At 37.1% G+C, this 22710-nt stretch carries 28 protein-coding genes and 1 tRNA gene; 25 read left to right on the top strand and 4 right to left on the bottom strand.

All coding sequences use genetic code 11. The features are described from left to right. Positions 1–194 precede the first annotated feature (194 nt). The 7 genes from VAHSUH02_RS08115 (at position 195) to VAHSUH02_RS08085 (ending at position 5962) form a co-directional block, all read left to right on the top strand. Positions 195–1346, top strand: coding sequence for an MFS transporter (locus tag VAHSUH02_RS08115; RefSeq protein WP_005384649.1), 1152 nt, complete (start codon positions 195–197; stop codon positions 1344–1346). Between the two features lie 413 nt (positions 1347–1759). Next, complete coding sequence (locus VAHSUH02_RS08110; RefSeq protein WP_005384648.1) at positions 1760–1978, top strand: hypothetical protein; 219 nt, start codon at positions 1760–1762, stop codon at positions 1976–1978. 1 nt (position 1979) lies between these two features. After that, positions 1980–2252: a helix-turn-helix domain-containing protein gene (locus VAHSUH02_RS08105; protein ID WP_005381259.1), complete on the top strand. Its 273-nt coding sequence runs from the start codon at positions 1980–1982 to the stop codon at positions 2250–2252. 85 nt (positions 2253–2337) lie between these two features. Next, positions 2338–3621 (top strand): adenylosuccinate synthase, encoded by a 1284-nt coding sequence (locus tag VAHSUH02_RS08100; protein WP_005381154.1) that lies wholly within the window; start codon positions 2338–2340, stop codon positions 3619–3621. Between the two features lie 218 nt (positions 3622–3839). Continuing rightward, the gene (locus tag VAHSUH02_RS08095; protein WP_005377990.1) at positions 3840–4184 is read left to right on the top strand and encodes an ArsR/SmtB family transcription factor; all 345 of its coding nucleotides are present in this window, start codon (positions 3840–3842) and stop codon (positions 4182–4184) included. A 2-nt stretch (positions 4185–4186) separates the two neighbouring features. Further along, positions 4187–5587, top strand: a complete 1401-nt coding sequence (dinB, locus tag VAHSUH02_RS08090; protein ID WP_248841647.1) for a DNA polymerase IV — start codon at positions 4187–4189, stop codon at positions 5585–5587. Between the two features lie 90 nt (positions 5588–5677). Continuing rightward, on the top strand, positions 5678–5962 hold the full coding sequence (locus VAHSUH02_RS08085; protein ID WP_005381175.1) for a hypothetical protein: 285 nt from the start codon (positions 5678–5680) through the stop codon (positions 5960–5962). An 85-nt stretch (positions 5963–6047) separates the two neighbouring features. Here VAHSUH02_RS08085 and VAHSUH02_RS08080 read toward each other — a convergent pair whose 3' ends face one another. Beyond that, positions 6048–6932 carry a hypothetical protein gene (locus tag VAHSUH02_RS08080; protein WP_005384644.1) on the bottom strand — a complete coding sequence of 295 codons (885 nt, stop codon included), beginning with the start codon at positions 6930–6932 and terminating at the stop codon, positions 6048–6050. 104 nt (positions 6933–7036) lie between these two features. Between VAHSUH02_RS08080 and VAHSUH02_RS08075 the strand changes: the two genes are divergently transcribed. Next, positions 7037–7113, top strand: a tRNA-Arg gene (locus tag VAHSUH02_RS08075). Positions 7114–7141: 28 nt separating this feature from the next. After that, entirely contained in the window at positions 7142–7510 is a 369-nt protein-coding gene (locus tag VAHSUH02_RS08070; protein ID WP_005384643.1) for a hypothetical protein, read from the top strand. 56 nt (positions 7511–7566) lie between these two features. On the opposite strand, the gene VAHSUH02_RS08065 is transcribed toward VAHSUH02_RS08070, so the two are convergent. After that, positions 7567–8043 (bottom strand): hypothetical protein, encoded by a 477-nt coding sequence (locus tag VAHSUH02_RS08065; protein WP_038149068.1) that lies wholly within the window; start codon positions 8041–8043, stop codon positions 7567–7569. 273 nt (positions 8044–8316) lie between these two features. Here VAHSUH02_RS08065 and VAHSUH02_RS08060 point away from each other — a divergent pair, with 273 nt between their 5' ends. The 10 genes from VAHSUH02_RS08060 to VAHSUH02_RS08015 all read left to right on the top strand — a co-directional run bounded on the left by VAHSUH02_RS08060 (position 8317) and on the right by VAHSUH02_RS08015 (position 18518). Then, the gene (locus tag VAHSUH02_RS08060) at positions 8317–11121 is read left to right on the top strand and encodes a DNA methyltransferase (RefSeq protein WP_005384639.1); all 2805 of its coding nucleotides are present in this window, start codon (positions 8317–8319) and stop codon (positions 11119–11121) included. 575 nt (positions 11122–11696) lie between these two features. Beyond that, the gene (locus VAHSUH02_RS08055) at positions 11697–12908 is read left to right on the top strand and encodes an ATP-binding protein (RefSeq protein WP_005384638.1); all 1212 of its coding nucleotides are present in this window, start codon (positions 11697–11699) and stop codon (positions 12906–12908) included. 137 nt (positions 12909–13045) lie between these two features. Beyond that, positions 13046–13876, top strand: coding sequence for a DUF6630 family protein (locus VAHSUH02_RS08050; RefSeq protein WP_005384637.1), 831 nt, complete (start codon positions 13046–13048; stop codon positions 13874–13876). Positions 13877–13927: 51 nt separating this feature from the next. Continuing rightward, the gene (locus VAHSUH02_RS08045; protein WP_005384636.1) at positions 13928–14743 is read left to right on the top strand and encodes a DUF2262 domain-containing protein; all 816 of its coding nucleotides are present in this window, start codon (positions 13928–13930) and stop codon (positions 14741–14743) included. 20 nt (positions 14744–14763) lie between these two features. Further along, on the top strand, positions 14764–15195 hold the full coding sequence (locus VAHSUH02_RS08040) for a hypothetical protein (RefSeq protein ID WP_005384634.1): 432 nt from the start codon (positions 14764–14766) through the stop codon (positions 15193–15195). A 71-nt stretch (positions 15196–15266) separates the two neighbouring features. Next, the gene (locus tag VAHSUH02_RS08035; RefSeq protein ID WP_005384632.1) at positions 15267–15947 is read left to right on the top strand and encodes a hypothetical protein; all 681 of its coding nucleotides are present in this window, start codon (positions 15267–15269) and stop codon (positions 15945–15947) included. Between the two features lie 35 nt (positions 15948–15982). Next, positions 15983–16525, top strand: a complete 543-nt coding sequence (locus VAHSUH02_RS08030) for a hypothetical protein (RefSeq protein WP_005384631.1) — start codon at positions 15983–15985, stop codon at positions 16523–16525. Positions 16526–16550: 25 nt separating this feature from the next. Beyond that, on the top strand, positions 16551–17357 hold the full coding sequence (locus tag VAHSUH02_RS08025; protein ID WP_005384629.1) for a hypothetical protein: 807 nt from the start codon (positions 16551–16553) through the stop codon (positions 17355–17357). Between the two features lie 38 nt (positions 17358–17395). After that, entirely contained in the window at positions 17396–17989 is a 594-nt protein-coding gene (locus VAHSUH02_RS08020) for a hypothetical protein (protein ID WP_038149086.1), read from the top strand. A gap of 22 nt (positions 17990–18011) precedes the next feature. Next, the gene (locus tag VAHSUH02_RS08015) at positions 18012–18518 is read left to right on the top strand and encodes a YfbM family protein (protein WP_005384625.1); all 507 of its coding nucleotides are present in this window, start codon (positions 18012–18014) and stop codon (positions 18516–18518) included. Between the two features lie 150 nt (positions 18519–18668). Here VAHSUH02_RS08015 and VAHSUH02_RS09710 read toward each other — a convergent pair whose 3' ends face one another. Beyond that, a complete protein-coding gene (locus VAHSUH02_RS09710) occupies positions 18669–19199 on the bottom strand; it encodes a hypothetical protein (RefSeq protein WP_005384618.1) in 531 nt (176 codons plus the stop codon). 144 nt (positions 19200–19343) lie between these two features. On the opposite strand from VAHSUH02_RS09710, the gene VAHSUH02_RS08005 reads away from it, so the two are divergent. Both VAHSUH02_RS08005 and VAHSUH02_RS08000 read left to right on the top strand, forming a co-directional pair. Continuing rightward, positions 19344–19637, top strand: a complete 294-nt coding sequence (locus VAHSUH02_RS08005) for a DUF2695 domain-containing protein (RefSeq protein WP_005384616.1) — start codon at positions 19344–19346, stop codon at positions 19635–19637. Between the two features lie 112 nt (positions 19638–19749). Then, complete coding sequence (locus VAHSUH02_RS08000) at positions 19750–20247, top strand: ECF transporter S component (RefSeq protein WP_005378017.1); 498 nt, start codon at positions 19750–19752, stop codon at positions 20245–20247. 401 nt (positions 20248–20648) lie between these two features. Here the strand turns inward: VAHSUH02_RS08000 and VAHSUH02_RS07995 are convergent, their stop codons facing one another. Then, positions 20649–21029, bottom strand: coding sequence for a carboxymuconolactone decarboxylase family protein (locus tag VAHSUH02_RS07995; RefSeq protein ID WP_005384614.1), 381 nt, complete (start codon positions 21027–21029; stop codon positions 20649–20651). Positions 21030–21095: 66 nt separating this feature from the next. Here VAHSUH02_RS07995 and VAHSUH02_RS07990 point away from each other — a divergent pair, with 66 nt between their 5' ends. From VAHSUH02_RS07990 to VAHSUH02_RS07975, 4 genes are all read left to right on the top strand, one after another. Next, entirely contained in the window at positions 21096–21455 is a 360-nt protein-coding gene (locus VAHSUH02_RS07990; protein WP_005384612.1) for a MerR family transcriptional regulator, read from the top strand. A gap of 89 nt (positions 21456–21544) precedes the next feature. Next, on the top strand, positions 21545–21709 hold the full coding sequence (locus tag VAHSUH02_RS07985; protein WP_005384611.1) for a type II toxin-antitoxin system HicA family toxin: 165 nt from the start codon (positions 21545–21547) through the stop codon (positions 21707–21709). Between the two features lie 67 nt (positions 21710–21776). Further along, positions 21777–22175, top strand: coding sequence for a type II toxin-antitoxin system HicB family antitoxin (locus VAHSUH02_RS07980; protein WP_005384610.1), 399 nt, complete (start codon positions 21777–21779; stop codon positions 22173–22175). A gap of 112 nt (positions 22176–22287) precedes the next feature. Then, positions 22288–22632, top strand: coding sequence for a zinc ribbon domain-containing protein YjdM (locus VAHSUH02_RS07975; RefSeq protein WP_005378010.1), 345 nt, complete (start codon positions 22288–22290; stop codon positions 22630–22632). The last annotated feature ends 78 nt before the right edge of the window (positions 22633–22710 follow it).

Raw genomic sequence — 22710 nt, 5'->3', positions numbered from 1 at the left:
TATGGGGTTTTTGTTTAGCATGCTTGGTATGGGGATAAGGGCGAAAACGTTTTGAATGATGGATGATGAGGGTTCAAAAAACGACTTTGGCCCTGCGAAGCCCGGAGGGCGTAGTCAGACCCGGCCGGTGGAGTTTTTGGAGCCTCATCATCCATAGCTATAGTTGTTGATTTATCCCAATAAAAGGAGGATACATGAAAAACACCATAAGAAAATACGCACCGCCTATCTTTCATTGCATTAACGATTTCGGTCAAGGTTCTCTCGCTGCATTGATACCGTTTTTTATTGCTAATTTTAATCTCAATTATTATCAATCGGCTTCCATTATTTTCTGTAATACCGTGGTAGCGTCTATTGCTCAGCCCATTTTGGGGTATGTAGCGGATCGATGGCGCGTACCTTGGTTTATTCCGGTAGGCTTTACAGTGACTCTTGTGTCCATTAGCGCTATGGCGCTGGCTACGAACTATGAAATGATTCTTGCTTTGTCTCTTTTAGCTGGCGTAGGGGCAGCGTTATTCCATCCTGAGGCGGCTCTTTTGGTGAATCGCACGCAATCTCATGAAATTGGCAATGCTATGGGGCGCTTTGCGGTTGGTGGCAGCGCTGGTTTTGCCTTAGGGCCGCTCATTGCTGGTGGCGTTTATGTCTTTGGCGGCCAATTCCTCTGGGTGTTTACGGCTATTGCCGCGCTCGGCGTGTTGCTATATCTATATGCGTTCACAGGTCATACTACTGAGGCCGAAGATGCGCGTGAATGTGAAAGCCAAATTAAGGGCACAAATACAGGCATAAACGATTGGGTGAGTTTTACAAAGCTATTTTTCGTCATTGCCTCTCGATCAATTTTGTTCTCCGTATTATCGATTTTTATACCGATTTTATACATTACTGTTATCAATGGCGAAGCCGGTGCATCGAGCTTGGCACTTACTATGTACTTTGCCATGGGGGCTGTCCTCACCTATATGGGTGGTGCATTATCAGATAAGCTAGGCTTTCTAAAAACAGTGCGCTTAGGTAATATTATATTTTTACCATCCGTATTAGTGTTTATCTTCGTACCGAATGCATGGGGATTTTTTGGCGCCATGATACCAATGGCCTTTGGCGTATTCTCGCAATATGGACCTATTACCGTTCTAGGCCAAAAATACCTTGCTAAAAATGCAGGCTTTGCATCAGGCATTACATTGGGGCTTGGCATTACATTAGGTGGACTCGTAGCACCTTATATTGGACATTTAGCAGATATTTACGATGTACAAACAGCGTTGATGACACTGATCCCTGTTGGTGCGTTAGGATTATTAATGAGCTTCTGGTTGAAAGAACCTAAATAAAATAATTGTTATACAGTACAGGCTTGTGCTAATTCTTGGGGACGCATAATATACGTCTTTAAAATTAGAACAGGCCTGTTCTAATTTGTAGGTGGGCCCCTATATCTCTGTTTTTAGAATTAGAACAGGCCTGTTCTAATTTGTAGGGGACCCTATATCCCTGTTTTTAGAATTAGTACAGGCGTGTTCTAATTTTTAGAGGACATGCTAGGCTTATTTTAATTTATTAATTTAATAGGATGAAATGTCAATAGATAGGGGGTGACCAATGGTCACCCCCTATCTATTGACTTATGGTTTGCAGTGGATTATGTTGAAAATATAATGTTGTTTAGCTGATTATGTCTTTACCTGATATATGTTTTAACATATAATTAAGATAAAGATTTCTTCTAGTAAATAGGAGGAATTAAATGGAATCATTTTCTGTAATTTTTTATGAAACACCTAATGGAGAGCAACCAGCAAAGCTGTTTTTAAACGAACTTTCAGAAAAACAACGAGCTAAAACAATTAGGGATTTAAAGTTGCTTGAAAGCTGTGTAACTGTAAAAAAGTCTATGAAAACCCCTAGAAATGCGATTGAATTGGCGTTGAAGTATAAACAAGATTATATTGAAAGGTACACATAATATGGAAACATTAGATCAATATTTAGCTGAGCAATTAAAAAATCCTAAATTTAAAAAAGAATGGGATGAGTTAGAAGATGAGTATCAGATTATTGAAAATATAGTTAAAGCACGTATTGAAGCTCATATGACGCAAACTCAATTATCTGAAGTTACAGGCATTACGCAATCAGATATAAGTAAAATTGAAAATGGGAATGGGAACCCCTCGTTGAAAACATTAAGAAAGATTGCTCATGCCTTTGGCAAGAAGTTAAAGATTGAGTTCGTGTAATCTTTATTTAGTCATTCCGTGCTTTGCTATTATGTTGTATAATAACTATGGATTAATTTGACTTTCACAATTGGAGGACATAGATATGGCAACAAGTATGGTAATCGGCACTCAATGGGGTGACGAGGGTAAAGGTAAAATCGTTGACTGGATTGCGGAACGTGCAGACGTTGTAGTGCGCAGCCAAGGCGGTAATAATGCAGGTCACACTGTTGTAGTAGATGACAAGGCATTCGCGCTTCGTTTATTGCCAAGTGGTATTTTGTACGATGATAAACAAAATATCGTTGGTACAGGCGTTGTTATTGATCCTAAGGTGTTGTTACAAGAAATTGAAGGTCTTGAAAAACAAGGTAAATCTGCTAAATCCCTTCACATTTCTGACCGCGCTCATGTCATCATGCCATACCATATCGCTCTTGATATGGCCGAAGAAGCATCCAAAGGTGATGCTAAAATCGGTACTACTAAAAACGGTATCGGCCCTTGCTATGCTGATAAGGTAAACCGTATCGGCATCCGTATTTGCGACTTGTACGACATGGAAACTTTCAAACAAAAATTGGCGTACAATGTTGAGTTTAAAAACAAAATGCTTACAAAGGTATACGATGCTGAACCTGTTAATTACGATGAAATCTTAGCAGATTACATTAAATATGCAGAGGCTTTGAAACCTTATGTAACTGATACAAATAATGCTGTGTTGAAAGCGATTCAAGAGGACAAAAAGGTATTGTTCGAAGGTGCGCAAGCAACTATGCTAGATCTTGATCATGGTACTTACCCATTCGTAACATCCTCCCATCCAATCGCTGGTGGTGCTTCCACAGGCGCTGGTGTAGGTCCTAACTATTTGAAAAATATTTTCGGCGTTGTGAAAGCTTACGCTACACGTGTTGGTGCAGGCCCATTCCCTACAGAACAACTTAATGAAATTGGTGAAGAGCTTCGTACGCTTGGTCATGAGTTCGGTACTGTAACAGGTCGTCCTCGCCGTACTGGTTGGTTAGATCTTATGGTTGTAAAATACGCAGCAGGTCTTAGCAGCCTTGATTATTTAGCTATTACACGTTTGGATATTCTTGATTCTTTCAAAGAATTGAAAATCTGTGTAGGTTATAAATTAAACGGCAAAAACGTTGAAGGCTTCCCTGCTAGCTTGACAAATCTTGAAGCATGCGAACCTGTATATGAAACATTGCCAGGTTGGGAAACAGATATTTCTGGCATCCGTTCTTATGATGAATTGCCTGAAAATGCGCGTAAATACGTAGAACGTATTGCAGAAGTAACAGGCGTGCCTTTGGGTATCGTATCTGTTGGTCCTAATCGTAACCAAACAATCGATCTTGTTAACGTATTTTAATCTGCTGTAGCAAATTATTATAAAAAATAATAAGCGGAGATTCTTATTAGAGAATCTCCGCTTTTATGCGTATTTTCTATCTCATAAATAAATTTAATTATTTAATTAAAATATTTTAATGAGAATAAAAAGAAAAAAATAGATTTAGTTATAAAAATAGTATATAATAGTATAAAAGTAGATTGATAATTTTTGATGTATATTGAGGAGTTTTTCTTATGGTTGAAGTTTCCTATGAACGTTTGGCAACGATTTTTAAAGCGCTCAGTGATGAAACAAGATTACATATTATAGATATGTTGTCATGTAATGAGTTGTGTGCAGCAGATATTTTGGCAAGTTTTAATTTGTCTCAATCCACATTGAGCTACCACATGAAAATCTTAATTGATGCTGGCGTTGTAAATTCTCAACGTAATGGTCTTTGGACTCGCTATTCCATCAATGAAGATACATTTGGTGACATTTTGGAGATTATTCCACAATTGTACAAAACTAAAGACGAATGCATTTGCGCACAAATCAAATACTGCCGTCTTGATGAACACGAAAAAGACGCGTAATCATGAGACGCTGGATTATGCATGTTGATATGGATGCTTTCTTTGCATCCGTAGAACAACTGGATCATCCTGAATATAAAGGCCACCCCGTTATTGTGGGTGGTCTTTCTTCGCGTGGCGTCGTAGCTACTGCATCCTATGAGGCTCGAAAATTTGGTGTCCATTCGGCCATGCCTATTTCGCGGGCGAAGAAACTTTGTCCGCACGGTATCTACGTGTATCCGAATATGGCTCGCTACAAGGAGATTTCTCAGATCATCCACAAGGTGATGGAGGAATTTACACCTATCATTGAGCCCTTATCTCTGGACGAAGCCTTCTTGGATGTTACGGGTATTACCCATAAATTCACAGGCCCCAAGGCTTTGGGCCGTGCTATTAAGGACCGCGTGTTTGAGGAAACGGGGCTCATCATTTCGGCGGGCCTGGCTCCGAATAAATTCCTTGCTAAACTGGCATCTGACCTAGATAAGCCTGATGGGCTTGTGGTTATTCCTTATGGTAAGGAATGTGAAAGCCTTGCAAATTTGCCCATAAAACGCATATGGGGTGTAGGCCCTAGCACGGAACGTCGCCTTAAAGATGGTGGTTTTACCTTGATAAAGGATGTGCAGGCCTTGTCGGATGAGAAATCGTTAGTGCCTTATGTGGGCAATCAGGCACGGCGTATTTGGGAACTGGCACGAGGCATCGATGAACGGCCTGTAGAACCGGATCGTCAAATCCAGTCTGTCGGTAATGAGGAGACCTATGAAAGCGATGTAGAGGATCCTGCTGCTATCGACTTAGAACTTCATTACTTTGCCAATCGCGTAGCGAAACGATTGCGTAAATATGGTTTGATGGGACATACCGTGTCCATTAAGGTGCGATACAATGATTTTAAAACGGTATCTCGTCAAAAACGGCTCGATTCTGCTACGGACCAAGAACGTATCATTTACGATACATCCGTATTGTTGTGGAATAAGCTCATGCGTGAACGGAGCAATGCTAGACAACGGGAGCCTCGCAATACTAGCCAATCGAATCGCCATGATACTAAGACTTTCACCGACAACGCTAATGATAGACCGATTACGGAGAATCGTGAAATGATGGGCGCCGCACCGTTGCCTCAATTTGATACATCTGTTCTCGATATGCCGCTCAAACCAATTCGGCTCTTAGGTGTGACGGTGAGTGGACTTTCAACAGAAGGGATTGTACAAGACGATTTATTCTCCATTGAAACGGGCGAGAAAGATGAGAAGCTTTCAACCGTGCTAGACTCGTTGGCATCTAAATTTGGTGAAGGGGCCATCATGAGTGGAGCCCTTTGGCGTCGTGCTCACGGCGATGGTGGAGAACGGCGAAAACGGTCGGAATTAAAGGCCGAAATGGATTTAGATAATGAAGAATAAAATTCTTTCAAGAATAGAAACATTCATGATACAATGTACATGTATAGAAATGTGTATACGCATGAAACTATCTGCAAGAGAGGTATAAATATGAGTATATTTCGTGTGGCCATCCATTATGGTGTAAATAGTAACGGGGTTTTATCTTACGATACGGATACAAAAATCGTAACGATAGATTTACCTGAACAAGAATGGATTGATAAGGTCCGTGCATACTTAAACGAAGAACATACTATTGAGAATGCAACAGGTCTCGATACGTATGAACGGGTACAAGTAAAACCTTTAGAATCCTTGGAAAACTTTAAATTAGCTCTTACACGCATGTGGGGTGCTATTGACGTACAAGTCGATTGGAGCCGCCCGGCGTAATTAACATGAGAACCCCTTCGTAGCCATGGTGGTGCTATGAAGGGGTTTTCTTATTGTGGCTATAGTTGGAGTGCGTATTTAAATATTACTCATCAAATTTCTTATTTGTTAGGTCCTGATACATGAGCTTAGCAATTTCATACTGAGGATCGCCGGCTTGTAGTTGGTGTGAAGGTAGTTTAAATACAGCCTCAGCTCTTTCGTCTTTCTTGATATCGATGCCTTTTACATCGTCAGAACGGCTTATGTAAATGGTATGGGTTGTTGGATTTATGAAGTACGCATTTACATCGATGCTGAAAGCTTTATTTTCATCTTTTCTCATGATTGTACGTAAAATCATAGCTGAAATAGCAGTAGTACCATCCTTTTCGCCTAATAGTTGCTTAGATGTGTAGTCTACATAATCTGCATAGACATAAATATCGCCAGGTTTGGCCTTATCATAATCTTGTGTATAGGCTTCTACCAAACGCAAATCGAGTTGCCTACCAAATGGTCGAGAGAACATTTCGCTTTGTAATGTCCGTGTTTCACTAACAGGTGGATAGAACGGTATAGGCGTTAAACCTTTTAGCATATCTGCTCGTGTTTCGTTTTTCCTTTTAGCGCGCCGTTCCGCAGTGACCTTGTCTAAGCGTTCACGCTCCTTTAACATAGCCTTTTCTTGTTCTTCTTTAGATTTATAAGTTTTTACGGATACAACACGGTTACCAGACATAGTGACTGTCGAATAAATTGGTTTACCGTTAGTAGGTTTTCCCTCAGAAGCATCAAGCGTAGATTGTACTATGGCTGGTGTTGCGCTTTCAATTGATTTTCTTAACTCTGGAATATTGGCGTAATCCATATCAACCACAGCAGTATCTGTGCTTTCACTTGGCTGCGCAGGTGTAGCCCCGTACGCGGATGATATAGCTAAGACAGCTAATAGTGAACTGGTAATAATCGATCGTTTACATAGTTTCATTATACATACCTCTTTTTATAAGAACTCTCTAATACTATCAACAGTTGTATTATAGCATAGTTCTTGCGTAGATAGATTTAAAAACGATATAATAAAGTATACATGCGTCTATAGCTCAACCGGACAGAGCGCCAGTTTCCTAAACTGTAGGTTGGGGGTTCGATTCCCTCTAGGCGCACCATTTTATTATATGGGGAGGAGTTTGTGTTATGAAATTAGGGAAAATTATTTTATTGGGAAGTATTTTAAGTTTAAGTTTATTTGCGAATTCTATTGAAAAAGTATCTGCTGAAGATGTATGGGTATTTAGTACTGATAATGGTCGGCATATTGATTATTATGTAGACAGGGATTCTATTAGTGGATTTAAAACTGCAGATATACGTGCTGATGTAAAAATCGTTGCAAACGGAAAACTTATTAATACTGATACATATCATTTTTTCCATGATCAATACATTTGGTTTTATACATTAAATGAGGGTACTGCTAAAGGTCATGCTAATAAGGCTAGTAGTTCCCCAATAGCTGAGAGCGTTCTGAATGTAGTAAGAGAAAAAGGCCATTATAAATTTTAAAAGAAAAGACTTCAGATAAATTACTTATCTGAAGTCTTTTCTTTTAAAATTTAGCTTTAGTGAGCAGAGATGCCTCGAATATAAAAGTCATCATCATATAAACTATAAAATTTCATATGATATGCCATTGCAAATGCCATTTCTGCAGCTGGACGTATACTACCATAATTTGCCCATGGAGAAATTGGCTTAATATATACCCAACTATCATTTCCTGTTGAATCATAATACATTTTTCCTAAATCCGAGTTATAGAAAAATCTTAGATTTTTAATATTTGAGATTGTTATATTTCCTTTGTCTGCATTTTCTACGACTGCTGTGTTTACAGAGATTATATATTGTGGGGGAGCATATTTCTGAACATTTAATGAGCTTCTATCAATATACCAAGCTCGCCCCATGTGTCCATCTACAAGTACAAAGTTTGTATCTCCTCCGAGATAGTCAGGGTATAGACTGGCATGACTTACAGTAAACATACTGATTATAAGTGTTAAGGTTAAAAATAATACTTTTAATAGAGAACGCATAGGATAACCTCCTTTTGAGATGAAGAAAAGATGAAGTATATAAGTTTATATTAATATATTTATTATATTTTCTCAATCATTTTTAGTAGCGAGATTTTAGGTAGTGATAATAATAGTGTTGGAAAGAATATTTTATCAATCTTATACTATTGATAAGTGTACTTATAAATGTATTTTAGATAGACTATAATTTTTGTGATAATATAAAAGTATATAAATTAGATTTTCTAGTATTAATAGAAAATATGTAAAGGGAAATTTAGGGGAATAAAAATGGATCTTACAGTAAAACAGCAAGAGAAAGCAGCTAAAGAATTTGCTAAAAAATGGGAGAATATTGGAGATGAGAAGCAAGATACTCAACGATTTTGGATGGAATTACTTCAAAATGTATACGGAGTAGATAATCCTGCTGATTTCATTGGTTTTGAACAACGTGTTCAGTTAGGTCATATTAGTTATATTGATGCTATGATTCCAGCTACGCATACTATGATTGAGCAGAAAAGTTTAGAAAAAGATCTCAATGCTCCGATTAGACAATCTGATGGCACATTTTTGACGCCAGCAGAACAAGCTAAACGTTATGCAGCTGCATTACCATATAGTGAACGCCCACGATGGATTGTAAGTTGTAATTTTAAAGAGTTTCATGTATTAGATATGGAACGACCTAATGATTCTGCTGAAATTATAGAATTGCGTAAATTAGGAACTGAATTTTATAGACTTAATTTTTTAGTTGATGTTAAAAGTAGTCATATAGAACGTGAGATGGAAATTTCTAAAGGCGCAGGTGAGCTTGTTGCTCGACTATATGATTCGTTATTAGAGCAATATAAAGTCAATCCTTTATTAACAGAAGAAGCCATTTTACATAATATTAACAAGTTATGTGTACGTTTAGTATTTTGCCTATATGCAGAGGATTCGGGACTATTTGGTAAAAAAAGCTTGTTTCATGACTATTTACAAGATTTTCAACCACATCAAGTTAGAAATGCACTGATGGATTTATTCCGTATTTTAGATACAGAAGAGGCTAATAGAAATCCATATGAAAGTGAGACTTTATTAGAATTCCCTTATGTAAACGGAAGTCTTTTTAGTGACCCTGTTGAAATTCCACAATTTTCAGAGAATGCGGTCAACTTGATCTTACAAGATGCATGTAATTTCGATTGGAGTGAGATTTCTCCAACTATCTTTGGGGCTATTTTTGAAAGTACATTGAATCCAGATACAAGACGTCATGGTGGCATGCATTATACCAGTATCGAAAACATCCATAAGTTAATAGACCCATTGTTTTTAGATGAGTTTAGAAATGATTTTAAAGAGGCGATGTCTAGAAAAGATGGAAAAAAGAAAATCCAACTACTAAAGGCTTTACAAGATAAAATGGCATCGAAAACTTTTCTAGATCCTGCAGCGGGATCTGGTAACTTCTTAACAGAATCATATTTATCATTGCGTCGACTAGAGAATGATATTTTAAGAGAGACTATTACGGACTCAGCTGGTACCGGAATATTAGGCTTTGATGAAGAGGAATTTAATCCTATTAAGGTTAGTATTCAACAGTTTTATGGTATAGAAATCAATGATTTTGCTGTATCTGTAGCAAAAACAGCTATTTGGATAGCTGAAGCACAAATGTTTAAAGAGACTGAAGCTATCATTCATAAAGAAATGGATTTCTTACCATTACACAATAATGCGAATATACATGAAGGAAATGCGTTAAGAGTTGATTGGAGAACAATTGTTTCGCCTACAGAATCATTATATATTATTGGTAATCCTCCATTCTCAGGATCAAGAGTACAATCTGATGATGTATCAAGCCAGAAATCAGATTTGGAATATGTTTTTGGGAAAATAAAAGGTCTTGGTAATTTAGATTATGTTACAGCATGGTATAAAAAAGCTGCAGAGCTTATTGAGAATACTAGTGCTAAAGTGGCATTATTATCAACAAATTCTATTACGCAAGGTGAACAGCCCCCGATATTATGGAGTAGTTTGAATCAGCATAATATAAAAATTGATTTTGCATATCGTACATTTAAATGGAGTAGTGAATCAACAAATGGAGCTGCAGTACATTGTGTGATTATTGGTTTTAGCAGTGTAGGTTGCAAGGGGAAAAAATACTTATTTAGTAATGGCATCGTAAAAGAAGTAACAAATATTAATCCATATTTATTAGAGTTACCTAACTTTCTAATTAGCAGTCGGAGTGAGCCGATTTGTGATGTTCCAGAAATTTTACTTGGAAATATGCCAAATGATAATAAGGGTAAATTAAGTAAATTTTCTGATGATGAGAAATCAAATATTGTTCGTCAATATCCAATTGCTGAGAAAATGTTTAAAAAATTTTTAGGTGCAGATGAGTTTATAAATAACAGAAGTCGATGGTGTGCATGGTTGGTAGACATACCTATTAATGAGATTAAATTGGTTAAACCAATATATGATGCAGTAAAGGCGGTTAAACAAGCTAGAGCGACAAGTAGAAGAAGTGCTACAAGAAAATTGGCAGATACTCCAATGCTTTTTGGAGAAATCAGGCAACCGGATAGTTCTTATTTATTAATCCCACGTCACTCATCAGAAAATAGAAGATATATTCCTATAGGTATTGTTGATCAATCTATAATAGCTGGTGATTCAAATTTAATAATGCCTAATGCTACTTTATTTCATTTTGGCATTTTACAAAGTAATGTCCATATGGCGTGGATGAGAGCTTTTGCAGGACGTCTTGAAATGCGATATAGATATTCGGCAAATATTATCTATAATAATTTCCCGTGGCCGAATGTAACTGATGAAAAGGTGAAAAGGATTTCATCTGCAGCAAATCAAGTTTTACTAGCGAGAAATAATCATAAAGAAGCCACATTGGCAGATTTATATGATGATAATATTATGCCAAAAGATTTATTAATAGCCCATAGAAATCTAAATAAACTTGTTATGAATGCATATGGATTTAGCAACAATATACAAGAAGAAGATTGTGTGGCTGAACTGATAAAATTTTATAGCGAAATTATTAGTGATCAATAACTTTAGCACTATATTATCTTTAGTTAATATATTGATAAACTGGGTACATTAGATATTGATGAGATTGGATTGAAAAAAGCTATTGAAAATAGTAATTGTAAAGAAGAGTATAGTGAAATCGCAGAACTTTATGGCTAGTAAATAGTGAGGTATTATGAATAAGCCAATTTATAAGCCGTTTTTTCTTGCATACGTAAGTTTTTGTGAGAAAATATATTTGATTAATTCATAAAATTATAATGGTAAGTGCTCTAAGATTTTTATAAATACTGGATTGTTAATTCTCAATGATAAGATAGCTAATATAAAATTTTAGAGGGATAAAATTCCTAAACTGCGTGTCACTGGTTCGATTCCGGTTAGGCGCACCAGTATAAGCGAATGGGTATAAGGGTTTGATAGACCTTATACCCATTTTTATTATTATAAAAATGGTTCTATGGCGATATAATTAAATTTAGGTTTCAAAGCCTAAATTATAGTATAAAAACATAAAAATTAGGTTTTGAAACCTTAAAGTGATATAATAGATATAGGATTAGGTTTTAAAACCCATTTAGCGAGGAGGTGTGTGCATGTCATTAGTATCGCGACCATATTATTTAGATTTTCTTCGAAGACATAAAGATAGACCTATTATTAAGGTTGTTTCTGGTATACGGCGTTGTGGTAAATCTACGTTGTTTAAGTTGTTTCAAGATGAGTTATTAGCCGATAATGTAACTGCCGAACAAATTATTGATATTAATTTTGAGTTGATGGAGTATGATAAACTAAGAGATTATCGGGCTTTATATGAATACATTAATGAACGGATTATTCCAAGTAAAAAAATGTATCTATTTCTCGATGAAATTCAGCATGTACCATCATTTGAGCGTGTAGTAGATAACTTCTTTGTACAAGATAATGTTGATATATATATTACAGGTTCTAATGCTTATTTTATGTCCTCTGATATGGCTACACTTCTCACAGGTCGCTATGTACAAATTGAGATGCTTCCCTTGTCTTATAAGGAATATGTTGATGCCTATAGTGAAAGTGGGCTTTCACGAATGGTCTTATATGAAAAATATGTAAGTGAAGGCTCATTCCCAGGGCTTTTACATATGTCGGAAAATTGGCAAGGTCGGCAGGATTATTTACAAGGTTTATTTAATACCGTTGTTTTAAAAGATATTGTTGATCGATTAAAAATTGCAGATATTAAATTACTTGAAAGTATTGTGAGATATATTTTCGCCAATATTGGTAGCTTGATTAACCCCACAAAGATTGCGAATTCATTAACAAGCGCAGGTCGAAAGGTAGATAACAAAACTGTAGAACGTTATCTTAGGGGCTTAGAAGATAGTTTACTGTTATATAATACAGAACGATTTGATGTGCGTGGCAAAGAATTATTAAGATTACGTCCTAAGTATTATGTAGTGGATATGGCTTTTAAGCAACTATTACTACCTGATATTAACCGTGATAGGGGTCATGTATTAGAAAATATTGTATACCTTGAGTTGCGGCGTCGAGGATATACAGTATATGTTGGACAATTAACGAAGGGAGAAATCGATTTCGTTGCTCAAAAGCCTGGTGGCATATTAGAGTACTACCAAGTATCAGAAAGTGTATTGGATCCAACTACTAGAGACAGAGAGTTAGCACCATTAGAAGCGGTTAACGATCAGTATCCTAAATTTTTACTCACTATGGATGAGCTCTATAAACCTCATAATTATAATGGAATTCAGCAATGTAATGTATTAGACTGGTTATTAGGGATGTGATAATTCACATCCCTATTTTTGTGTCTATATGTTGTTATGTAAGATACTTATAAATCATGCTATTTAATTTATAAATAATGATATAATAAGATAAAATAGGATATTTGTATACAGTTGTTAAGTAAAGGTGCATCCTTATGAGTTTTTCCAATTGGATTCAAGAAAAATTATTCGACAATTACGAAGAATGGCGTTTGAAGAGTCCCGATTATAATCGAAACGGTTTTAATATAGTAGGTATCGATAATACCTTACAGGCCATACATGATGGATTTATTATGTATATAGAATTATACCCACCTCATGCCATAGATGGATGTACTGCCATGAAAGCACGTGTAGGTAAAAAGCAGGATGCAGTAGATTTATTCTTAGATATAGATGGCAAGACCTATCGTATGGCTGATGTAAGTTATCCTGACGCAGTAAAGATGATGCGGGCTTTTGTGAAAAAACGCAGAGTACCTGATTGTAGTTTGTGTGTAGAAGTAGCGTATCTAGATATAGAGCAGATGAAATCGACATTTACAGAGCTGGCAACGCTATTGCTAGGCAATGCTAAACAAGCTAACTCTTTTATGACTAAGGCAAAGTTAAACTCTATGGAAGACTTAGAAGATAGCTGGTGGAATCTCTATGAGAAACTACAGTCTAAAGGTCGCGCTGTAGAGCTATCTTTAAAAATTGAATTAGAGGATTTTCTTTATCATGTGCAGAAGTTAATACGTAACAAGTCTTTAGATACTAGCGAAAATCTAACTATTGATACAGCAGGATTAGATGAAGAACAATGTATTATGGACTGGTGTGCACATATTAATGCCACATGGAAGACGCATAAGTTAGTAGATATGGATATTGGAACAGATAGCTTTGTACTTATGGTACTTTCAAATGAGGAATTCAAAACAGCCCAAGAATTAGCAAAAGAACTATTACATAGAATCGATGTAGCTGAACGCTCATGATATAACAGAAATTATGATGAGTAGTGTGATTATAATGTAGGAGTGAGTCATATGAGTATTGTACGTCTACCAGAATATGAAGCCGAGTTTGAATCTGAAGTATTTGAGATTTATGCATTGCCGCGCAGTGATGCGAATGGGGCGAGTCCTTATTTAGATAAGTACCATAGACCGCTGGTGTCTACCGATGCTATCCTAGATACTCGGACGGGCGTGCTTGACCGTAGTGAAGGCATTTTGACGTGGATTATTGAGGGCCTTGATGATAGATGGGGTTATTCTTTTGAGCCTCATGGTGTCTATAAATTGTTAGTTAAGAAAGCTAAGCCCTTAGATGATTTAGGCTATATGCGCCCGGCTTGGAATAATCGCTATTATGTGCTTGAGGTGTTAGAGGAACATGCAAAACATAGCGAGTTAGAGGCGTTGTCAGCGTATTTGAAAACCCCTAAATACCTTCATACTGACAGGGGTGACTTCCTATTAAATCGAGAGTATCAATATTACACAGCGAGAATTGATGATTATGCATTCACCCTTGATGTAGACGAGGGTTCTGATGAAAGCTGTACTGTAGCGTTGGCGGCTTTCAATACAATCGATAATTTCAAAGCATTTGAACAGCGAATTAGCACCTATATTAGTGAGACCTTATTAGACCTCGCTAACGATTGGCTCGACAATGATGACCAAGATCCGATTACGGCAGAAATATTTGCCAAGCGTATTACTATGGGCGAATTGGCGTTCCGCAATGATGGCACCATAGAGGTTTATTATGACGATGATGATATTTTCTGGGGACACTGCATCATAGCCAATATTGATGCGGAGGGGAATCCTGTACATGCGGATATTGCAGGATAATCAATTAATGGAGAGTCCTAATGAGAAAATCGGAATTAATGACATTGTGGAATGTTGAGAGCTGGACTGTAGAACCGCATGGCGTTTACTTTGTATCTCGACGATTGGGCACTAATCGCTTAGAGAATGAAGCGCAAGCCTTTCAAAACTTCAATATTAGTTGCACCGATTATACTGAGGCTGAGGTGCTTTCACTACCAATGTGGGAACAATTATATGTTCAATTAGATAAATTAGACCAATTAGCACAGGAAATCATACAAAAGGAAATACCGCAAGAAGAGTCTGTTGTGCTAACACTAACGGATATAATGTTAGATAAATCAGGTTATTACGACGCATTTGCACTAGGTTATGATATAGGTGAATCTCCGGCAGGACATCTATATGTTTTGGTTCCTTTTGATGAAAACTTTACGGCTCAACAAGATGTGATTTACGAAACATTCTAGAGTTATGTTAAAGTGGCGAAATGGGTGTAGTAGCCTAGCTTAAGACATAAAAGGTATACAGGAGAGTGACGATGGAAGGTATGTATAATCTAGTCAAAGATTTCTTTAGTAATAATATGGATTTAAATGATTTATTTGATTCCGAAGCTATCATCTGGATTGATTGGCGCGAGTACGACGAAGATGTAGTGCGCTATTTTAATGATATGATGGATGAGCCTATCGATATTCAAACCGTTAGTAATGGCAAGCCCTATGGTGACGATATTGTGTTACAAAAAGGCGATAAAGAACTGCTAATTCCTTACGGTGATGAGCAAGACCGAGATGTGACCATCAAATATTTCAACGATTTCGTTCAGCCTGATTATGAGGTGCGTTGGTTTGCTGAAAGTCTTGGAAACGATACGCTCGGCTTTACCGTGCTTTCAGTGTCAGAATGGGCGAAATTAAACGATGAATTTGGTGCGGATACGGTTCGCTATTATTTTGAACCTATCGATTTTGAAAGCGACATGTTTAATCTCGGCATGGATGAAGTCTTTGCGTTGCTTGCGTTACGAGAAAATAGTGAAGGCGTTAATACTCAATTTAGTACACAATTAGACTGGATTAGAATTATAAATAAAGAAAAGACCTTGGCTGAACAAAAAGAGAACGGACAAATTGACTTGAAACAATACATGGTCGCTAAAAAAGAACTACAACAGAGTAAGGATGATTTTATTGCCGCTCATGGTCCGATGAAATAACTGGTAATGAGCCGATAGAATAAGAGGTTATCAATATGGACTATTTAGAAGCATTACGAAATGACGCTAAACTAGCTGAAGATTTTGATACGCTATTCGATTTTCGCTTGCTAGATGCGCTGGAGGAACGCGATACCGCTGAGGGTCGATGCACGTTCTCTGTGCCGGGGATGGCATTTGCTGTAGATGGTGCTGGCGGTGAATATCATCTATTGGAGGACGGATCCATAGGTTATTGGAGTAGCGAGGGTGCTGCGGGCCGTTTGGCTGAAAGTATGGATGATTTGTTTCATTTGATCGTTTTTAGTATTTGTTGGCATGATTACTGTGACTCAAGTAAGTATGCTGATGCGGCAACACTTGAAGAATATGGTCAGAATAAGCAGTTGGACATTATCTCTTATTCGCCGATGGAACTTTGGGAACCCATTGTGAAAGCTTTGCATATGTCCATAGACATGAAACTTTCACCTGTTTTACAGAAATTCTATGATGCGGCGCATCGTGAACCTGTATATACCTGCTATTTCCATGAAGATGATGGAACCGTTACAGAATCACAAATGCTGTTTTTCTAGACGTATTGCTTAAAAGGAGAATCATATGGCTATTGATGGAGTAAAAATCATAGATAGTGATGATGGCCATGATATTTATAATTTGATTGTTGAGCGCTATAGAGATGGCACTAGTATTGATACAATTGTTTCGGAGATTTTGGCTGAAGAGCAGAATTTTTGCACTGACGAATTCTATACAGAAATTTATTGGACTGCCGTAGCCTATTCGCTGTGGAAGATAGGTCATTTATCGCAGGATATCAAAGAGAAAGCATTAGATATAATCGCGAAGGGTGCTCATGAGTTTTGGCTAGAAATTGATAGTAAGGCGCTCAAACAACGTCAAAAGGTGTTAGATAGATTAGCTGTACAACTACAAAGTGAAAATCCAAAGCCTCTAAAGGTTCGTAAATCTAAAACAAAGCGAGAACCTCATGTTAAGGTGGGCGACGTATTAGCTGTTAAGTTTGAAAACGAGTATGGAGCTATTTTTGTATCTGATGTGGATCAATCACCGCGGAAAATCGAGTACCATTTGGCCTGTACGCGGCTTTTACAAAAAGAAAAACCTACAATGGAGCAGTTTTTAAATAGTAAAATTGCCTGCCGGAAAGACAATACAAATTTCGCTATCGATACCGACTGTTGGTTTAATCATAAGGACCTAGGCCTATTGCTAGAAAATTTAGAAATCATCGGAACCGTTGAGCTATATCCGTGCAAGCTGTGGAAACTAGCACCAGCAGGCACGTTGGAAGATATCTATGAGGAGATTGCAGATAATCCTAGGCTAGGAAAACTGCGTCTCATAGACACCTATGAACTGGTGAAAGAGGTTATTCAGAAATAATCTTCAGGAGAATGCGTTACTATAAAGGTGTAAATTTAATGGATACTGTGACGAAACAATATATAGAAACTGTGAAAGTCAGTGACATACCTTGGCATCGTTTGACCACAACTTACGGCCGTGCTACAGATTTTCCTACTCATTTTGAGGCGTTGTGGGATATGAAGGACGTTGATGCCATTGATGCGGCAGGTGAAGAGTTGGCACAAAACATTGAGCATCAATCGACTTTATGGCATGCTACGCCCTTTGCGCTGATTTTTCTATTACGTATTTTTAAAAAAGCCGTTGAAGAACAAGGTCATAATGAGGTCGCAAGATATTTAGTAAAAGAATTAGCTGAATTATTCATAATTATTGCTGAGTGTATTAGAGATGGTCTTATGCTAGAACATGCAGATCCACTACCGAGTTTTGCGGATATGCTCAACGAAGAGTATCTTTGGTCTGAAGAATACGATGAAGATGAAGATGTTCTTAGATATGAGGAAGAGGAAGTATTCCCTGCTGATTTATTCTTTAGCTTCTATTACTACTCACTGCAAGTGCTTTTATTTGGTAAGCCATTATTGGATGAAGCTAATGAAGAAGAGGGAAAATTGCTAGAACTACTGACAGAGATTGACCACTAATAATCTATGGAGGGTTTTGACTATGGGACTAATTGCTAATTATAGCTGTTTAAGCGATGTAAATTTAAAAGAGCTTAAAGCCATGGGCTCAGAAGAAGAGGAAATTCTTGAAAGTGTTGAAGAGTGGAATGACGATGATGAGTTATTGCTTGATATCGACAAGATGTGGGATGTACTCCATTTTGTGCTAACTGGTGTAGGCACTGACCATAAAGACGATAAAAATCCTCTTAGCCAAGCGGTACTAGGCGTAATGGCTGTTGAGGATATATCAGACTATGTAGCATATACAGAACACAATCATTTAGCCAATATCATGGCAGCTCTAGATCAATTTGATATTGAAAGTGCACTCGAATCTTTTGATATGACTGCTTGCAAAGAAGCAGAGCTTTATCCAAATATTTGGGACTATGATGAGGAAGAGGAAGAAATTAAAGATGAACTTCTTCATGATTTCGAGCAAATGAAACGATTCTATAAACAAGTGCTCGAAGCTAACGGGCATGTGCTTGTATCGATTTGCTAAGAATATAACAAACCAGTATCCATAAAGCTATTAATGAATACTGGCAATGATTAGTAATTTGAAAGTTTTATGCTAATTGTATTTTGGAAATTTTATTATGGAATCGAGAATAGTTATAAAGGTATAATAATTATTCTCGATGTTATTTATTTAATAGGGTTGTTTTGGTGCTTTAGGATTAAAGTAAAGATTGTAGGTTTTATAAAACGCAAACATTGCTGAATGGTAGACTGGGGATAAAAAGCCCGGTATTTCAGGTTCTTGATGTAAAATTTCGGTAGGCATAAAACTAGAACCATCAAAATTAAAGGCGGAAGTGGAGTTGACTTTATATTTTAGTCCAGTATCCATATTTATTCTATTAGCTAATTCTTGTTTACTCATACCTGATTTCAATAAAGTTCTTATATTATTATCATAATTATAAAAGAATGTTTCGTCTGTTTGCATAATAATATTATGTTGATATGATACTAGGAGCGTATTTGCATTAATTACATAATATGGTGGCGCATATCTTATTGATTTTATACTATTTGTATCTACATACTCTTCTATTTTTTCATCTGAATATACTAAAGTATATTGGTTGGGATTGTTATGAATATCATTTAGTGAAACAGCATGACTAGTGAGTGGTATTAGTATTAATATGATTGGTATTAGTAATAGTCGAAGCATTATAGGATCCTTATTTGATAAAAATAAATTATTTTTCTATGTTTATAATAATTATATCAAATGTGGTTTGTTATGTGCACAGAATGTTAAGTCTTTTGATATTAGTTTGTTCTTGGGAAGATAGTATAAAGATGGTACATAAAAATGGACAAAGCACGTAAAAAGGAATTATTGAAAGACTATAAAGCTAAAGAAAAACAGAATTTTCAAGATAGCTTACCTATGGACGAAGAGTTGTTTTGGAATCTCTTTGACTATGTAGACGAGAAATTAGAGGCGAATGACGGTTGCGACCATAGTTTGACTTTCACAAGAGAATTTTTAGAAACACAAAAGATAGATGTTGAAAGCGTACTAGATTGGATTATCAACGAAGGTGGCGGTTGTGATTGCGAGGTTCTCTACAATGTAGAGGAACGTTTTGAAGAGTACCGTTAATAGTATTTTCTATAGTTAATTCCTTTTATTTACAAGTGTTACCATAAAGGTTTATAGTATAGGCATGTGATGTAATTATTCACATGCCTATTTTCTTTATAAGGAGGACGCTATGCAACACGTTCAAACCCGCAGTACTACATCCGCGTTAGTACTCACAGCCGTATTGATTGCCCTCGCTACATTGCTTACAATGTATACGAAAATTCCAGTACCTGGCATACGCGGCTATTTCAATGTTGGAGATGTCGTTATCATGACATCCGCTTTATTATTAGGTCGAAAATATGGCGCCTATATTGGTGCTATTGGACCAGCGTTAGCTGATTTATTCCTTGGCTACGCAGTCTTTGTACCGATTACCTTCGTGGTGAAAGGCATTGAAGGCTATCTTGTCGGTACTGTCTATAACAATAAGACAACTACCTCTGCTTTGGTAGCAACTGTCGTAGGTGGTATTATTATCGTAGCAGGCTATTTCATCGCCGAATACTTTGTCTTCGATCCAGGCGTAGCCATTGCTAGTATTGTGACCAATACCATCCAAGCCGTTATGAGCGTTATTATTAGCATGATTCTCTATGCTATCTTGCGTAAACGCCTGGGGTAGTAAATTGACAGTCTCTAGAATTCAGACTATATTATAAGTACATAAGATAGTCGACGAGGTTGGGTCGCCCTTTTTCTTTGAAGGGGGTGAAGCCTATGAGTGCCTACGAAATCATTATGATTGTCCTTGGGATTTTAACTGTAGTTATTTCCTTTGGAGCATTGATAGTGCTGATTTGTCGTAATAACGACAAATAGCCCTTCGTTACCAACTGGTAGCTGAAAACGAAAGGCCATTTCTGCATGTTTTATAATGTTTTGGGATGAGCCTGACGGAACCACTCGTCGACTATCTCTTTATTACATTATAATGAGAATGGCGTATATCGTCAATCTCATTATAATATAATGTACATTGAGGGATTCCATCGGAACCCCTCTCTTTTTATTGCAGCTCATTCCTTAATTCAGAACATTTCGTTCTTCAAAGACCGCTTTCACCGTAAACAGTGCGTTCAGCACGCGTGGAAATCCCGCATAGGGGATGCAGTGGGTACAGACCTCTACGATTTGCTCGGGCGCAATACCGACATTGAGTGCCGCATTGGTGTGTATTTTCAGCTGTGCCTCGCAACCGCCCAGCGTTAACAGGGATGCGAGCGTAATCAGTTCCCGTTCCTTGAAATCCAGGTTGGGGCGCGTGTAGATGTCGCCGAACAGTTCGACCAATAAATCGGCTATGGCCGGTGAAATCTCTTGAATTGTGTTATACACCTCCTCGCCGTGCAGCTCGTCAATTTGTTTCAATGTGTTCATACCGATGTTAAAACGTGTTTCTTTCATAATTATTACCTCCGTCTAGACGTATGATATATGCTCGAGTATACTTGAGGTCAAGGTGGTGAAAGTATGAAAATCGGTGAATTTTCAAAATTGGTGGGACTGTCTATTTCTACATTGCGATATTATGAGGATCAAGGGTTCCTTCACATTGAGCGGCAGAACGGTATTCGCAATTATCATGCGGAGGATGTGGGTTTTGTGCAGTTTATTAAACGTTTGAAAGACATGGGAATGCCGCTTGCGAACATCAAGCGATATGCGGACTTGCGGTATGCCGGATCTCATACGGTCCATGAAAGAATGACATTACTAGAAGAGCATTATCGGTTTATTGAGGCCGAAATTAAACGATTGGAAGGCTATAAGAATAATCTAGAAGATAAGTTAGAGTTGTATGAACATCTTTTGAATCAAGATTACAAATAATTGACATACGTATAAATACGTATTAATATATATATAAATCAAAAATATAAAAGGACGGTGATTAAAGTTTGACCACACCAAAAGAGTTAATGAAGGTTTTAACAAAGGATGGTTGGTATATTGATAGAGTTAGAGGTTCACATCATATATTAAAACATCCAACAAAAAATGGGCGAGTGACTATAGCACTACATAAAGAAGATTTAAAACCTAAAACATTACAAACAATCTTGAAGCAAGCGGGGCTTAAATAGCCCCCTATCAAGATAAAATGGTGGAGTTAAGATAATCACAAGCTGAATGTCTAGATAGGAGGAAATAATGAGAAAGGAAATGTACCCAGCTGTATTTAGTACAGACGGTGAAAATGGATATACGGTAAGTTTTCCAGATTTATTAGGCTGCGTAACTGAAGGTGATACTTTATGTGAAGCGGTAGAGATGGCTGAAGATGCACTAGGTATTTATTTATATTCATTGAGTGAGGATGGCGAGGAATTTCCAAAAGCAAGTAATCCAATCGATATTAAATGTAATGAAGGGGAGTTTATAGATTTAGTAAAATGGGACGAAGAAGAGTATTTAAAAAGAACAGATAACAAGGCTATAAAAAAGACTCTCACAATCCCAAGCTGGTTAAATCATAAAGCAGAAGAGAAACAACTTAATTTTTCACAAATTTTACAACGAGCTTTAAAGCAAGAACTAGAACTAATATAGTATAAATATTTATAGATGATGTGCTTAGATTAATTAAATATAAATTTACGAGCGTTTCAAAGAAGGGATAAATGTATAATACTTTCATTATGTAGTGAAAAAGGAGATCTAAATGGCAAATTTACCTAACTGCCCTAAGTGCGGCGATGAGTACACATACGAAGACGGTCATATGTTTATCTGCCCTATGTGTGGCAATGAATGGACAGCGGCTGACGCACAAGCTGCAGCTGAAGCAGGTATCATTCGCGATGCTAACGGCAACGAGCTAGCTGATGGCGATACCGTTGTTGTTGTAAAAGACCTCAAAGTAAAAGGCGCTGGCGTATTGAAACAAGGTACGCGTGTTAAAAACATTCGCCTTATTTCTGATGCGAGCGACGGACACGATATCGATTGCAAAATCGATGGTTTTGGTGCGATGGCATTGAAATCTGAAATGGTTAAGAAAATCTAATCATGGAATCCCTACCGATAGAACATCGGTAGGGATTTTTTCGTGGTATAATCAAGGTATAATGTGTTACGTAAATTT

The sequence above is a fragment of the Veillonella atypica KON genome (genome assembly GCF_002959915.1).
Lineage (GTDB): Bacteria > Bacillota > Negativicutes > Veillonellales > Veillonellaceae > Veillonella > Veillonella atypica.
Note: the sequence above shows the minus strand (reverse complement) of the source record. Positions and strands in the feature narration are given on the sequence as shown.

Bases quoted from the DNA above. Each gene is read 5' to 3' on its own strand.
- VAHSUH02_RS08115 (WP_005384649.1), top strand. From the start codon at position 195: ATGAAAAACACCATAAGAAAATACGCACCGCCTATCTTTCATTGCATT.
- VAHSUH02_RS08110 (WP_005384648.1), top strand. From the start codon at position 1,760: ATGGAATCATTTTCTGTAATTTTTTATGAAACACCTAATGGAGAGCAA.
- VAHSUH02_RS08105 (WP_005381259.1), top strand. From the start codon at position 1,980: ATGGAAACATTAGATCAATATTTAGCTGAGCAATTAAAAAATCCTAAA.
- VAHSUH02_RS08100 (WP_005381154.1), top strand. From the start codon at position 2,338: ATGGCAACAAGTATGGTAATCGGCACTCAATGGGGTGACGAGGGTAAA.
- VAHSUH02_RS08095 (WP_005377990.1), top strand. From the start codon at position 3,840: ATGGTTGAAGTTTCCTATGAACGTTTGGCAACGATTTTTAAAGCGCTC.
- dinB (WP_248841647.1), top strand. From the start codon at position 4,187: ATGAGACGCTGGATTATGCATGTTGATATGGATGCTTTCTTTGCATCC.
- VAHSUH02_RS08085 (WP_005381175.1), top strand. From the start codon at position 5,678: ATGAGTATATTTCGTGTGGCCATCCATTATGGTGTAAATAGTAACGGG.
- VAHSUH02_RS08080 (WP_005384644.1), bottom strand. From the start codon at position 6,932: ATGAAACTATGTAAACGATCGATTATTACCAGTTCACTATTAGCTGTC.
- VAHSUH02_RS08070 (WP_005384643.1), top strand. From the start codon at position 7,142: ATGAAATTAGGGAAAATTATTTTATTGGGAAGTATTTTAAGTTTAAGT.
- VAHSUH02_RS08065 (WP_038149068.1), bottom strand. From the start codon at position 8,043: ATGCGTTCTCTATTAAAAGTATTATTTTTAACCTTAACACTTATAATC.
- VAHSUH02_RS08060 (WP_005384639.1), top strand. From the start codon at position 8,317: ATGGATCTTACAGTAAAACAGCAAGAGAAAGCAGCTAAAGAATTTGCT.
- VAHSUH02_RS08055 (WP_005384638.1), top strand. From the start codon at position 11,697: ATGTCATTAGTATCGCGACCATATTATTTAGATTTTCTTCGAAGACAT.
- VAHSUH02_RS08050 (WP_005384637.1), top strand. From the start codon at position 13,046: ATGAGTTTTTCCAATTGGATTCAAGAAAAATTATTCGACAATTACGAA.
- VAHSUH02_RS08045 (WP_005384636.1), top strand. From the start codon at position 13,928: ATGAGTATTGTACGTCTACCAGAATATGAAGCCGAGTTTGAATCTGAA.
- VAHSUH02_RS08040 (WP_005384634.1), top strand. From the start codon at position 14,764: ATGAGAAAATCGGAATTAATGACATTGTGGAATGTTGAGAGCTGGACT.
- VAHSUH02_RS08035 (WP_005384632.1), top strand. From the start codon at position 15,267: ATGGAAGGTATGTATAATCTAGTCAAAGATTTCTTTAGTAATAATATG.
- VAHSUH02_RS08030 (WP_005384631.1), top strand. From the start codon at position 15,983: ATGGACTATTTAGAAGCATTACGAAATGACGCTAAACTAGCTGAAGAT.
- VAHSUH02_RS08025 (WP_005384629.1), top strand. From the start codon at position 16,551: ATGGCTATTGATGGAGTAAAAATCATAGATAGTGATGATGGCCATGAT.
- VAHSUH02_RS08020 (WP_038149086.1), top strand. From the start codon at position 17,396: ATGGATACTGTGACGAAACAATATATAGAAACTGTGAAAGTCAGTGAC.
- VAHSUH02_RS08015 (WP_005384625.1), top strand. From the start codon at position 18,012: ATGGGACTAATTGCTAATTATAGCTGTTTAAGCGATGTAAATTTAAAA.
- VAHSUH02_RS09710 (WP_005384618.1), bottom strand. From the start codon at position 19,199: ATGCTTCGACTATTACTAATACCAATCATATTAATACTAATACCACTC.
- VAHSUH02_RS08005 (WP_005384616.1), top strand. From the start codon at position 19,344: ATGGACAAAGCACGTAAAAAGGAATTATTGAAAGACTATAAAGCTAAA.
- VAHSUH02_RS08000 (WP_005378017.1), top strand. From the start codon at position 19,750: ATGCAACACGTTCAAACCCGCAGTACTACATCCGCGTTAGTACTCACA.
- VAHSUH02_RS07995 (WP_005384614.1), bottom strand. From the start codon at position 21,029: ATGAAAGAAACACGTTTTAACATCGGTATGAACACATTGAAACAAATT.
- VAHSUH02_RS07990 (WP_005384612.1), top strand. From the start codon at position 21,096: ATGAAAATCGGTGAATTTTCAAAATTGGTGGGACTGTCTATTTCTACA.
- VAHSUH02_RS07985 (WP_005384611.1), top strand. From the start codon at position 21,545: ATGAAGGTTTTAACAAAGGATGGTTGGTATATTGATAGAGTTAGAGGT.
- VAHSUH02_RS07980 (WP_005384610.1), top strand. From the start codon at position 21,777: ATGAGAAAGGAAATGTACCCAGCTGTATTTAGTACAGACGGTGAAAAT.
- VAHSUH02_RS07975 (WP_005378010.1), top strand. From the start codon at position 22,288: ATGGCAAATTTACCTAACTGCCCTAAGTGCGGCGATGAGTACACATAC.